This window comes from Microbulbifer sp. CNSA002, from assembly GCF_047324085.1.
Lineage (GTDB): Bacteria > Pseudomonadota > Gammaproteobacteria > Pseudomonadales > Cellvibrionaceae > Microbulbifer.
In genome coordinates, this window is sequence record NZ_CP172449.1 from 5,082,847 (window position 1) to 5,094,988 (window position 12,142).

The 12,142-nt window shown below is 49.5% G+C and carries 13 protein-coding genes; 6 read left to right on the forward strand and 7 right to left on the reverse strand.

Features of this window, described 5'->3' with window-relative positions:
• Positions 1-89: 89 nt before the first annotated feature.
• Both ACG1BZ_RS22475 and ACG1BZ_RS22480 read right to left on the reverse strand, forming a co-directional pair.
• Positions 90-1,286: a YHYH protein gene (locus ACG1BZ_RS22475; RefSeq protein ID WP_413663764.1), complete on the reverse strand. Its 1,197-nt coding sequence runs from the start codon at positions 1,284-1,286 to the stop codon at positions 90-92.
• Positions 1,287-1,393: 107 nt separating this feature from the next.
• Positions 1,394-2,425 (reverse strand): LysR family transcriptional regulator, encoded by a 1,032-nt coding sequence (locus ACG1BZ_RS22480; RefSeq protein WP_413663765.1) that lies wholly within the window; start codon positions 2,423-2,425, stop codon positions 1,394-1,396.
• Between the two features lies 1 nt (position 2,426).
• Between ACG1BZ_RS22480 and ACG1BZ_RS22485 the strand changes: the two genes are divergently transcribed.
• From ACG1BZ_RS22485 to ACG1BZ_RS22500, 4 genes are all read left to right on the forward strand, one after another.
• The gene (locus ACG1BZ_RS22485) at positions 2,427-3,341 is read left to right on the forward strand and encodes a CmcJ/NvfI family oxidoreductase (RefSeq protein ID WP_413663766.1); all 915 of its coding nucleotides are present in this window, start codon (positions 2,427-2,429) and stop codon (positions 3,339-3,341) included.
• 65 nt (positions 3,342-3,406) lie between these two features.
• A complete protein-coding gene (locus tag ACG1BZ_RS22490; protein ID WP_413663767.1) occupies positions 3,407-4,738 on the forward strand; it encodes an aldehyde dehydrogenase family protein in 1,332 nt (443 codons plus the stop codon).
• 34 nt (positions 4,739-4,772) lie between these two features.
• Positions 4,773-5,570 carry a prolyl hydroxylase family protein gene (locus ACG1BZ_RS22495; protein WP_413663768.1) on the forward strand — a complete coding sequence of 266 codons (798 nt, stop codon included), beginning with the start codon at positions 4,773-4,775 and terminating at the stop codon, positions 5,568-5,570.
• Between the two features lie 106 nt (positions 5,571-5,676).
• Complete coding sequence (locus ACG1BZ_RS22500; protein WP_413663769.1) at positions 5,677-6,318, forward strand: DUF6058 family natural product biosynthesis protein; 642 nt, start codon at positions 5,677-5,679, stop codon at positions 6,316-6,318.
• A 34-nt stretch (positions 6,319-6,352) separates the two neighbouring features.
• On the opposite strand, the gene ACG1BZ_RS22505 is transcribed toward ACG1BZ_RS22500, so the two are convergent.
• Both ACG1BZ_RS22505 and ACG1BZ_RS22510 read right to left on the reverse strand, forming a co-directional pair.
• Positions 6,353-7,000: an SOS response-associated peptidase family protein gene (locus ACG1BZ_RS22505; RefSeq protein ID WP_413663770.1), complete on the reverse strand. Its 648-nt coding sequence runs from the start codon at positions 6,998-7,000 to the stop codon at positions 6,353-6,355.
• Between the two features lie 14 nt (positions 7,001-7,014).
• On the reverse strand, positions 7,015-7,263 hold the full coding sequence (locus ACG1BZ_RS22510) for a hypothetical protein (RefSeq protein ID WP_413663771.1): 249 nt from the start codon (positions 7,261-7,263) through the stop codon (positions 7,015-7,017).
• Positions 7,264-7,570: 307 nt separating this feature from the next.
• Between ACG1BZ_RS22510 and ACG1BZ_RS22515 the strand changes: the two genes are divergently transcribed.
• Positions 7,571-8,533, forward strand: a complete 963-nt coding sequence (locus ACG1BZ_RS22515; protein WP_413663772.1) for a right-handed parallel beta-helix repeat-containing protein — start codon at positions 7,571-7,573, stop codon at positions 8,531-8,533.
• An 84-nt stretch (positions 8,534-8,617) separates the two neighbouring features.
• Here ACG1BZ_RS22515 and map read toward each other — a convergent pair whose 3' ends face one another.
• Positions 8,618-9,361, reverse strand: coding sequence for a type I methionyl aminopeptidase (map, locus tag ACG1BZ_RS22520; RefSeq protein WP_413665901.1), 744 nt, complete (start codon positions 9,359-9,361; stop codon positions 8,618-8,620).
• Between the two features lie 34 nt (positions 9,362-9,395).
• A complete protein-coding gene (locus tag ACG1BZ_RS22525; protein WP_413663773.1) occupies positions 9,396-9,602 on the reverse strand; it encodes a ParD-like family protein in 207 nt (68 codons plus the stop codon).
• Between the two features lie 151 nt (positions 9,603-9,753).
• On the opposite strand from ACG1BZ_RS22525, the gene ACG1BZ_RS22530 reads away from it, so the two are divergent.
• Positions 9,754-11,457, forward strand: coding sequence for a phytoene desaturase family protein (locus tag ACG1BZ_RS22530; RefSeq protein ID WP_413663774.1), 1,704 nt, complete (start codon positions 9,754-9,756; stop codon positions 11,455-11,457).
• 43 nt (positions 11,458-11,500) lie between these two features.
• On the opposite strand, the gene ACG1BZ_RS22535 is transcribed toward ACG1BZ_RS22530, so the two are convergent.
• The gene (locus ACG1BZ_RS22535; RefSeq protein WP_413663775.1) at positions 11,501-12,076 is read right to left on the reverse strand and encodes an OmpA family protein; all 576 of its coding nucleotides are present in this window, start codon (positions 12,074-12,076) and stop codon (positions 11,501-11,503) included.
• Positions 12,077-12,142: the final 66 nt, after the last annotated feature.

Here is a 12,142-nt window from a genome sequence, read left to right on the forward strand (position 1 = left end):
GACAGTTATTCGACGCCATTTATTGATATCAATAAGAGTGCTGAGCCTCTCTTCGTCTTTCACTATTTGAAGCAACAATCGGGCCTGAGTTAACGCCTGGGTGGTCCCGGAGGTCCCCGGTGGGAGAAATCGCACTGGCTTTGATTGCCGGTCAGGGCACAACCTCTCTCCCCTTTCAGGCAATGCAGGATATCGTTTTCTGCAGCGAGGTTGGCGTGGTAGTGATAGCCCAGGCCGGCAAACTCATGGCCACGGCATTCGTCCAGGTCATCGGGCTCGCGGCCATCGGCATTCTCCCGCGCATAGATCAGGTAGCCATCTATGGCGACACCGACAATCGCAGCATGACTTGCGGCAGACGGGTAGGCTTGGCTGCAACCCAGGGCAGCATGGTAGTGATAACCCACGTGGGGGTTTACATGACCACCACAGGCATCCACTGGCGCTAAGGTGTGTGCACCTAAAATTGCACCAATGGGTGCGGCAATATCAAATTTAACCCCATTAAAAGCGACTCCATAACCGGAAAAACCATCGGGATTCTGCTTTGACTTGGCCTTGGCGGGCTGTACGGGGATCAGGTAGCGGGTATGAAAATCCGGGCCCATATAGCTGGCCAGGCACTCCACACAGTAATTGTTGTATTGCGGTGCCACATCAGGCCGCGCGGCCATCTCGCAAGCCTGCTTCGAATCGGTAACCTTTATCGCCCCAGTTTTAGGATCATATAGGCTCCATTTTGGATCAGAGAAAAAGGTCGCAGCATTTTTAACGAAAGGTCCATCAATCGGCACTATCTGCTGCTTGATAAACATCATGCCGCCAGACGTAATTGGGTCGACAACATTGCGTGGGCACCAGGGCCCCATTTTATGTTCGGGTTCAGCCTTTACCACAATCATCCAGCATTGGGTCTTGCGCCCCTCAGAGAGGGTGCAATCCACTTTTTTAATTTCCTCAACCAGTGCATCTTTGGCAAATAAGTGGGGGATACCCATTTGCTCGGTAAAATCGGTATGAGCGTAAACAGAAGAACTCAAAAATATCAGTAGAAAAAATGCTGTACGCATGGCGACCACTACCTGAACCCTTGGACTGCTCAAGTTTAGCAGCGCTGCCTCCCTCGCTAAGGAGCCTCTGAACAACTCCGTAATGCCTCTGCGGGTCTTGAAGGCTGCAGATGTTAGGCGCAGCTTGCCGCGAATGGCTCTAGCCCTTTGCAAGGGCTGCAACGCAGCAGCTGTGGCCTTCAAGGCCCGCCCTTCGGAGCTTGCAGAGCGATTCACACTCCGCGTTGCGACTTCTTGAAAGGTCTAGACATTCCTGCGAAGCCGCGCCTTGATTGTGAACCGCTCTGCATGCCAGAGGTATCACGAAGTTATTCAGGGGCTCCTTAATTACTGGGAAATTGTTGTGCTAACAGAGTGCGAATCCACTTGTGCAAAGGGTCCTGACTGCTGCGAGTATGCCAGGCGGCAATCACATCAAACCCCGGGGGCTGTTCGACAATAGGCAGTGTTTTTAGTCGGGGATCAGGCAACAGTCGCGAGGGCAAAAAGGCAACGGTATTGGTAGAGGCAATGCACTCGGCTGCGGCGGCAAAAGAGGGGACAGACAGCACCACATTGCGCTCCAAACCAAACTGCTCAAACCAACTATCCGCCATGCCCCGCAGATCCCCCCTGGAAGGTGATACCACCAGCTGTGGCAAAGCCGCCAACTCTTCCATTTCCAATGGCTGATTGGCGCTGTGCGGCATATCGGTGTGCTGACAACATACGCAGACGTAGTGCTCTCGATACAACAACATGCTGGGACTGTTATCCGGCACAAATCCCGGCGTGCTAAACACCAGATCCACTTCACCGGTTTGCAGTTGCTGGGCCATGCGATCAATTTCCAACTTAAGCACCACGACTTTTATATCTGGAGCCTGCTGACGCAGTTGCTTGAGGAGAACTGGCAGTACCACCCGCTGCTCAAAGTCCGTTGCACTGATGGTAAAGATGCCCCGATGCTGTGCCGGATCGAATTCATCCGTACGCAGCAGCGCCGCGACATTATTCAGGATCTCATCCAATTTGGGAGCCAGGCGCTCGGCCAGGGGGGTGGGAATAACACCGTTGCTGGTGCGAATAAAAAGCCGGTCATCAAAGATTTCCCGCAGGCGTTTCAATTGTTCACTGACTGTTTGCTGGCTCACACCCAGTTGGTCAGCCACCCGGGATAAGTTCAGTTCCCGCAAGATAGCGTTCATTAGGCGAAGTTGACGCAACTCCAGCCTCTCCAGTGGGTTCGCCCGATGATTTCTGCTCAAACCTGTATCACTCACAACTGTTACTTGGTTTTCATTGTATCCACGTAACCCTAGCATTGTGAGTAGATTGGCCCGTATGGCATCCACTTCGGTGGGGGGAGAGTTCACTATGCAATCCGCAGCCCGATCCTCCTTTCAGGATCAATTAGTTACAGCAATTATTCACTACGCTGATCCCAGTAGCGATCTGGTGTACGACAAGCGTTCAGAGGGCCCAGGGCCCGCCAATCTGGTCGAGAATGTTATTTCCCAGCAGGTTCACATCTACGATGGTCGCGCCCTGAAAACCGCCGGGGAGCGTTTTCGTCTCGATACCCAGGGATTTGAGCTTGTACGCCCTATGCTCGGCATAAACCTGCGCCAGCTGGATGATGCGCTACACGCGCTGGACCAACCCTCAGGGAGTGGCCCCAGCCCTAAGGAGCGCGACCAGTTGATTCGCACCCAATGGTATCCAGCTATTGAATCCTGGATAGGCGCTCACCTGGGTGCAGCAAAGGTACTGACCTTTGACCACACATTGCGAGCCCAGCCATCGACTGATGCGACACCGGAGCTGAGCCGCAGTCGCCGATCCCCGGTGAAACTGGTGCACAACGATTACACGCCCTGGTCCGCAGAGCGCCAGCTAAAGGAAACCCTGGAGGCCCGGGGGTACAAGCCATCAGATTATCCGCGCTACCAGTTTATTAATCTCTGGCTGCCCCTATTGCGCCCGGTGCAGGAGTCGCCGTTGGCAATGGTGGACCTGCGCACTGTCGCCGCCAGTGATTTCCACAATATGCGATTAATTTACCCAGAGCGAAAAGGGCAGATTTCGGTGTTGAGTTTCAACCCGGTTCACCGCTGGATTTGGTTTAGCGATATGCAGCCCGGCGAAGGCATTTTACTGCGGGTCTTTGATAGCCAGCATCGAGGCGATGTAACCGGTGTTCCCCACTGCGCTTTCGACCTGCCGGGAAGTGCAGGGGCACCACGCAGAACCAGCCTGGAAATTCGCACTATTGTCCTGTTTGACCAATAACACCAACGCTTTTAAAAAAACACCCGGCCACTCAATAAAGTGGCCGGATTGAGTGAGACCTCATTATGGAAAATATACTTCGATCGATTGATCCACTAACCGGAGAGGCAATCGGATCGCTACCTGTCAGCAAGCCCCAAGATATTCAGGACATGGTGGAGAAAGCCCACAAAGCGCAGCGAGTGTGGTCGAGTAAATCTCTTCAGGAGCGGGTACAACTACTTCAGCAGGCTTACACAAAACTGAATGCGGAAGAGGGAGAGCTGGCACAACTTATCAGCCGTGAAATGGGCAAAGATGCCCGGCGAGCACAGTATGAAGCCGGCGGCGTAGTTCAAGGCGGTGCCTGGTTAGCGGGGGATGCCGGAGAGGCCCTGCGGACAAAACGCAGTGGCGGTAGCGAAATTCAATATCGGCCACTGGGCGTTGTTGCGGTTATCTCCCCCTGGAATTATCCACTGGCCATGGCCAATAACCTGATTGTTCCCGCCCTGGTCGCTGGCAACGCTGTGATTCTAAAACCTTCAGAAGAATCGCCATTGGTCGCTGACTTATTGGTGAAAACACTCAATCAAATCCTGCCTCAGGACATTTTACAAATCGCTCACGGCGATGGCGCCACCGGTGAAGCCCTGGTGAAATCCCCCATCAATATGGTCGCCTTTACCGGGTCGCGAACAACGGGCCAAAAAATTATGGCCAATGCCGCTCCGGCATTGAAACGCCTGGTTATGGAGTTGGGTGGCAATGACCCAATGATCGTGTTGCAGAGCGCCAATATTCCCCAGGCAGCACAATTTGCCGTTGGCTCCAGTTTTGAGAATTCAGGCCAGATGTGCACCTCCACAGAGCGTATTTATGTGGACGAAAAAATTGCCGATAAATTTGAAAATGCCGTGGTGGCATTGGCGAAGCAGTATCGTGTCGGCGGGTGGCAGGAGCCACAGGTGGATATCGGCCCCTTGGTTAATCACCGACAACACCAAAAGGTGGTGGAGCATATCCACGATGCCCTGAATAAAGGCGCAAAGCTTCTTTTAGGGGAGCGCGATCCACAGTTGCCGTTTATTCCGCCCACAGTTATCAGTGGTATTCGACCGGGCATGCTGGTGGAAGATGATGAGACTTTTGGGCCTATCGTAGCCATCGACCGCTTTAGCTCAGTAGACGATGTGGTCGAGCGGGCCAATAACTCTGTTTACGGTCTCGGTGCGGTTGTGTTTGGTGAAAGCAAACAGGCCGAACAAGTCGCCAGCCAGCTGCAAGCGGGAATGATTGGCATCAACCAGGGCGCCGGCGGCTCACCTTGGGTAGGCGCCAAGCAAAGTGGCTTTGGCTTCCACGGTGGAGCTGAAGGGCACCGGCAGTTTGCACAAATTACCGTTTTAAACCGCTAAGTCTTTTAAAAGTTTTTCTATAGAAGTACAGCAGATGTCCACGACTGAAAGTATTGATACTGTCACCCACTTGAATGACTTCTTTGTTATCGCCCACGAACCCGGAGCAGAACACCCGGCTCTACCCACCTGGGCTACTCGCAGTAAAAACCCGGCGGCCCTGGCCGAGCAAGCGCCGCAACCGGTTTCACGACGAGATATCGCCGAGGTACCCGGAGCCTTCCAATTGCTCAATGTCTTTTCAAAAGACGAATGCCAACGGCTGATTGATATCACTGAAGCGGTGGGGTATTTACCGGATGCAGCCGTCTCCCTGCCCCGGGAGGTCCGCCATAACGACAACCTGACCTGGGTGGTTGACGAGGTTACAGAGCGGCTGATCTGGCAGCGATGCCGAGACCTGGCGCAGGACTTAAATGGTTACTTTGGTGGAAGAGAGGCTGTTGGCATCAATCGGCGTTTCCGCTTTTATCGCTATGGTGAGGGAGATTTCTTCCAGTTCCACACCGATGGCGCCTGGCCCGGTAGCCGCATTGACAACAACCAGTTGATCACCAATGGCTTCCCCGATCGCTATAGTGAAATGACGTTTTTAGTACTGCTGAGTGAAGATTTTGAAGGTGGTGCAACCCGATTTAGGGTGAATGCAGATGATCCCCTAAAACAACCCAGTCGGGACTCTTTATTAGACATCGATGTCCGCACACCTGCCGGGGCCGTACTGTGCTTCCCCCATGGAATGCATCCCTTACACAGAATTCACAGCTCTACTCCAATCACCCGAGGAATCAAATATATTATTAGAACGGATATTCTCTTCCTGCAGGAATAAATTCTTCAAGACTTGTTAAAAGGGAAAAGATGCTTCGGCTCACATCGAAGTATTAAGTGCTCCAGGCGCTAGAATTCCATTCGATTTCTACCTTGGAGCACATTCAGTGGAATTGCTTAATTATCTGGATAAACACTTCCTAACTAAAGAGCAGCTTATTCAGGCTACTCAAATCAGCGAACTACAATTGCAGCGCTACCAGGATGAGGGTGTTATGCCAAAGCCCTCTTATAAGCTTAATATTCAATGGGAGTGTGAATCCTTTTTTGGACCCCACTCCGAAAAACAGGCAGTTGAGTACTTTGCAAAAGGCTACGCCAGCTGGATTGGTATCATAGAGGCTAAGCAAGACTTTAACTCTATTTATCAATGCTTTGCTAATCGATATATGGCTAAAATAGCTCAATTGCAAAATTTAAGATACAAATCAAGAAACCCAAAATTTTCATCCGGAATTTCTCAACATATCGAAGAGGAATGGCAACACTTTATTGAGGGGACTTATGGATTATGTACTCGCAGTGGCCTGCCAGAAGATATAGCAGCAAAGGAGCTGGCTAGCACAGAAATCAATGCACTTCTTGCTCAAGATAATTTAAACCAAAAACAAATACATCGGCTTAATCGCTTTGTAGATCTTCTAGATGAAACCAGCGCATATTTTGCACCTCACGAAAGAAGTACAAGCTCAAGAACGAAGCTAATTGATATACCACGCCAGGAGTACAATTTAGGTTGTGCAATATAAATTTTTCTATACACCAATATCCCAGGGCAAATAATTATTCAATTACGGGGATAGGGTCCCCGATATACTCCGTAGAAGTTGCCCTCAGCAAAGGATGAGCTGTAAGTATTTTCCCCGAATACTCAACGGACGGTTTCAGGAATGGGCCAAAATCTTCTGTCAACTCCGTACAATTTAACCAGGACTCTACAAAATCTGGGCGATTGGGCGCAATCATAGGAAGTGACTTTTCATGGTAGCGCTTAGTGGCTGGGTGGGAGTCCAAAGTAATGATTGAGCAACTGAGTAAATTTCCCCAGATTTTATACAAACCACAAAAGAAAAAAGGTTCACCATAACTGAATTCTACCGGGTACTTGCCACCTTGGCTTTCCACCCAGGCGGTAGCGGGTATTAAGCAACGGGACTTGCGATATTCCGGTCTGGAGTCCAGTTTCTTCCAATTACTGTTGATGGACCAGTATTTTTTATGGGGCCGCCAAGTATCACCATGCCTTTCAAGATAGAGATGCCAAATGGCATTTTCTATTTCAGCAGAACCCTTCCGAGTAGTTACAATAGACACCTGCTGGGTGGGCCTCCGGCGTCTACCGTAAATCATATGTCCGGCACCCCGAATGCCATAGGTATCGAGAAAACGCTCCATACCCGCATGATCACTGACATCAAAGACACTACACACCCAGAGCCTCCCACTTATCCCGCTGAACTGGTTTTTTCAGTATATTCGGACAGCCACCTTAAATTACTCTCGATCCCTCTCATCTGGCACAAGGTTAACTCCAATTCCTTGCGCAAATCCACTCCCACAGCAACAGAAAACCGACGTACGTACTTTTCATAGTTCAAAATACTAATCGCGTACATAGGGCGATTGTCATAACTGGACCTATAGCGGCAGATACGAATCGGTTCACTATCAAAAACTATAACTCTGGGGCGCATAATTAAACACCTACAATACTGTGCAAAAATACAGTATATCTTCATTTGACGTGAACCTGTCAAGGAAACAGAAGACTGACGTCACTGTCACCATTACACGAACGCAATACTTTCCTTAGGAATTCGACATAAATAATTGGCGCGCCAGCCACCAAACAAAAAAATAAATAAATAAATCTAAAATTCTGATATAAAACGGAAAATAGATTCCAATTATATATTACAAAAGTGAAATTAATTCCTATAAATTCGCAATTGGAACATAACGAATGTCATAGGAACACTCTCCGCTTAAAAGGTACACATAATGAAAATACGTAACATTTACGCAACAGTTTTATTTTCAGGATTATTGAGTCCATTTTCTGTTTGGGCTATTGACTGTGGAGATATTATTACAGCACCAACCACTCTGGATAGGGATTTGCTCTGTGTGATAACGGAACAAAATGAAGTCGCTTTAACCATAGAGGGTCCTAGTGGAAGCCTGAATATGGACGGCTTTCAGCTTACCTGTGATGATGAAGAGGCAACGGGGCAGGCCGGAATACTGTTAACTGGTATTGGAGCCCAGGTATATGGTGGGATCATTGCGGCCTGTCGAGACGGGGTCAATGCGGAAGGGGAAGGCTCACACAGTATTTATTCTATGGAAATCATTGATACGATATTCGATGCCATCTACATAGAATCCAATAACAGTATTGCCAGGGATAATATTATCACCAACAGCGATCGCGGCGATGGCATAGAATTAAATGGTAACACTAATACCGTAACTCGAAATACCATAACGGGTATTGATAACTCGGGCATTGAATTAAGAGGATCCTTTAACAATATTAGTTTTAATGAGATAAATGGAAGTGGCAATCAGGGAATCGAAGTAAATGGGCAATTTACCAATGTCTTCTCTAATATAGTGACCAACGGATTAAATGATGGTATTGCCGTAGGGGAAGGAGATGAATCTGACAATGCTGATTTTTCTACCATCTCACTAAATAACGTCTCAGGAAATTCTGGTTTAGGTATTCCGATTAGGCTTTCCTCAAATACTCTAGTAACTCAAAATACCGTAGAGAGTAATGGCGAAGGAGGTATCGGTATCTTTGTTGAGGGTAGTGAATTTAACAAGATTGTTCGAAATACCTCTCTCAATAACTCACCTTACGATTTGGAAGATGATACCGATCCGGGCGATTGCAGCGGCACCAATACTTGGGTCTTTAACACGTTTACCGCAGCAGAACCTGCATGCCTGGATTAAAATATCTATTGAAAACAGTGGGTAGCGAAAATATAAAGTGTCTCGCTACCCATTGCTATCTACCTAACGATCACTAATTGGCCGCTATTTAATCTTAGAAGATCTCTCTTCATCCCTAAGCGTTAGCACTTCATAACCGTCACCAGTTACCAAAATCGTATGCTCCCATTGGGCCGATAGCTTTTTATCCTTAGTTACTACAGTCCAGCCATCTTTCTTGAGTTTGGTTTTACGATTTCCCTGATTGATCATGGGCTCAATGGTAAATGTCATTCCCTCCTGTAAAACTTCACCGGAACCAGGCCGCCCAAAGTGAAGAACCTGAGGTGCTTCATGCATTTCCCGGCCAATACCGTGGCCACAATATTCCCGTACAACACTGAAGCCGTTGCGCTCGGTATGGCGCTGGATTGCATTGCCGATATCACCAAAAGTAACTCCCGGCTTTACCGTGGCAATACCGGCCCACATAGCTTCATAGCAGGTGGTTACCAGTTTTCTGGCAATAGGGGTCACGGTGCCAATGCTATACATTTTGCTGGAATCCGCGATATAGCCAGATTTCTCCAGGGTAATATCCACATTGATGATATCTCCCTCCCGCAGTAGCTGCTTATCACTTGGCATGCCGTGACAGACTACTTCGTTGACTGAGGTGTTCAGGGCGTAGGGATAATCATATTGCCCCTTGCTAGCGGGGCGGGCATTGAGTTCATTGACAATAAATTCTTCTACCCGCTCATTAATTTGCATTGTCGAGACCCCCGGTTCAATAAAGGAGTCCAACATGGCAAATACACGGCTCAACAATTGGCCCGATTGGCGCATTAACTCCTGCTCATCAGGAGTCTTTATTTTTATTTCACTCACGTGTCAGCTCTTCCAGGGTTAATGCCTGATTGCGCAGCAACTTCTTACACAAGTCGCTGTAGCTTAATTCCGGGTTCAGCTCCGCCAGCATCCCAATCTTGATCCAGTACTCCGCCTGGGAATTAATTGAACGGGCCATCACCGTACTGGCCTTGCGAATCTCATCGTGTAGCTCATCGGATATCTTGACGATGCCCATAACTATTACCTAGATATGCTTTATATACAAATTGTATACGTTACATATAAAAGCGCACAATAGATATACAGAATATTAATATGCAACTTATTGCATAGCTCGATAGGGGGCGCTATTGTTGAGGAATAAAAACAATAGTGGCGAGGCCATCATGACAGAGACCCCTGAGAAGAAGCGCAGTGCCCCAAAACCAAGCCGGCTGCGTATTGGTCGGCGCTATCGCCCGAGCCGCCTGGAAGGCAATTACGACGCCATTATCATCGGCTCAGGCATTGGCGGTCTGACTTGTGCTGCGATGCTCAGTGCCATGGGCAAGAAAGCCCTTGTCCTTGAGCAACACTACACTGCCGGGGGATACACCCACGCCTATGACCGCAATGGTTATGAGTGGGATGTCGGCGTCCACTATATCGGCGATGTGGGCGAACACCCCACCATGACCCGCAAGATCTTCGACTTTATTTCCAATAACCAGTTGCACTGGGCGCCAATGGACAGCACCTATGACCGCATCTGTATTGGCGATAAACAATACGACCTGAAAGCCGGCCGCCAGCAATTTATCGATGAGTTGGTCAGCCACTTCCCCGATGAGCGCGCGAATATCGAGGAGTACCTGCAACGGCTGAATGTGGTTGCCAAAGCTATGCAGCGACTGGCAATGGAAAAAATGCTGCCCTCCTGGTGTGGACCTTTTATTCGCCTGTGGAGAAAACTGCGCGAACCCGCCTGGCTCAATAAAACCACCCGCGAAGTTCTCAGTGGAATCACCAGCAATGAAAAGCTGATCTCTGTGCTGACAGGGCAGTGGGGTGATAATGGCATGACCCCATCCGAGGGCAGCTTTATTATTCACGCTCTGATCGCCAAACATTATCTCTATGGCGGTTACTATCCTGTCGGTGGCGCCAGCAAAATCTCCGAAACGATTATTCCCCAAATCCAGGCCAGTGGTGGAGATGTATTTACCTATGCCAAGGTGGAAACCATCCTGATGAATGGAGATCAGGTTCGCGGTGTAAGAATGTCTGACGGACATGAAATCGAAGCGCCATTAGTTGTCTCCGGCGCAGGGGTATTTAATACCTTCGAGAAGCTGTTACCGCGCAGTACCAGTGAGCGCATGGGATATATCCGCGACCTGGACACCGTCAACCGCTCCATGTCTCACCTGTGTCTGTATATTGGCTTGGAGAAAACAGCGGAAGAATTAAACCTGCCCAAGACCAATTACTGGATCTATTCCAGCGATCAGTACGAAGAGGATATGCAGGCCTTTATCGACGATCAGGATAAGGAAATACCGCTAGTCTATATTTCGTTCCCGTCTGCGAAAGACCCCACCTTTACTCAGCGCTACCCGGGCCGCGCCACTATCGAAATTGTGGCACCAGCCAACTACGATTGGTTTGCCCAGTGGCACGACAAGCCTTGGGGCAAGCGGGGAGATGATTACGAGGACCTGAAGGAGGCATTTAGCCAGCGCCTGCTGGAGCATTTGTATAAGCATATGCCGCAGTTGCGTGGGGAAATCGATTACTACGAGCTTTCAACCCCGTTATCCACGGATTATTTCTGCTTCTACCCACGGGGAGAGATCTACGGACTGGATCACGATCCCAACCGCTTTGAGCAATCCTGGCTGAGACCCAAAAGCCGGGTCAAAGGGCTCTACCTTACAGGGCAGGATGTGATGAGCTGCGGCGTAGCCGGTGCGATGATCTCCGGTATGCTCACAGCGCAGAGTATTATTGGATTGCGTCAAACCGGAAAGTTGATGAAGAAAATATTTTCCAACCAAGCCCCAAAGGCGCCGGTAAATTCCAGTGAGGAACTGGGTAATGCCTCTAGCTGAGACACTATCCTAAGCTAGCTCTTCACCTGCAAGCTGTTCGGGGTTAGCGCCTCGGCAGTTTGCTGGGAACACGATCAAAATTTAGTACCCGGATCATCAGGCGGCGGTTCTCCCGCTTGCCTTTCTCTGTCTCATTATCCGCAATCGGATCAGTATCGCCGTAGCCCTGGGCTTCCATACGGTCAGCGGAGACGCCCCGCTCTATCAGGAAATGCTTTACCCAATCCGCTCTGCGCTGGGACAGGCTGAGATTCTTCCTCGCATCGCCGCCACTGTCTGTATGCCCCTCAATGGAAATTCGCATCTCTGAAAAATCGCGCATGATCACCAGCAAGGCTTCCAGATCGGCAATGGTTTCTATGCGGGGGGCAAAACCACCGGGATCGAACTCCAGGCGCAGGCGGAACGTGTCTCCGATGGAGCGATTATTTCCCCGTAAAAACCTCACCAGCTCATCGGCAAAGGGGGCCGCTTCTCGGGCAGTCTTCTCACTGTCACCTGACTGTATTCCATCGACAGGCTCGAGCGTATATTTCTTTGGGGATTCGGACTGGTCACAGCCCACCAGAGTAAAGGCCAATAAGAATAGGCAATTGGCAGACAAGAATTTACCCGCCATAGGTACAGCTTCCGGTTTCTCGACGTCAAATTCAGTGTAGAACAGCAAAAGCGCTGATCAACCGGA

Bases quoted from the DNA above. Each gene is read 5' to 3' on its own strand.
- ACG1BZ_RS22485 (WP_413663766.1), top strand. From the start codon at position 2,427: ATGCAATCCGCAGCCCGATCCTCCTTTCAGGATCAATTAGTTACAGCA.
- ACG1BZ_RS22490 (WP_413663767.1), top strand. From the start codon at position 3,407: ATGGAAAATATACTTCGATCGATTGATCCACTAACCGGAGAGGCAATC.
- ACG1BZ_RS22495 (WP_413663768.1), top strand. From the start codon at position 4,773: ATGTCCACGACTGAAAGTATTGATACTGTCACCCACTTGAATGACTTC.
- ACG1BZ_RS22510 (WP_413663771.1), bottom strand. From the start codon at position 7,263: ATGCGCCCCAGAGTTATAGTTTTTGATAGTGAACCGATTCGTATCTGC.
- ACG1BZ_RS22515 (WP_413663772.1), top strand. From the start codon at position 7,571: ATGAAAATACGTAACATTTACGCAACAGTTTTATTTTCAGGATTATTG.
- map (WP_413665901.1), bottom strand. From the start codon at position 9,361: ATGCGCCAATCGGGCCAATTGTTGAGCCGTGTATTTGCCATGTTGGAC.
- ACG1BZ_RS22525 (WP_413663773.1), bottom strand. From the start codon at position 9,602: ATGGGCATCGTCAAGATATCCGATGAGCTACACGATGAGATTCGCAAG.
- ACG1BZ_RS22530 (WP_413663774.1), top strand. From the start codon at position 9,754: ATGACAGAGACCCCTGAGAAGAAGCGCAGTGCCCCAAAACCAAGCCGG.
- ACG1BZ_RS22535 (WP_413663775.1), bottom strand. From the start codon at position 12,076: ATGGCGGGTAAATTCTTGTCTGCCAATTGCCTATTCTTATTGGCCTTT.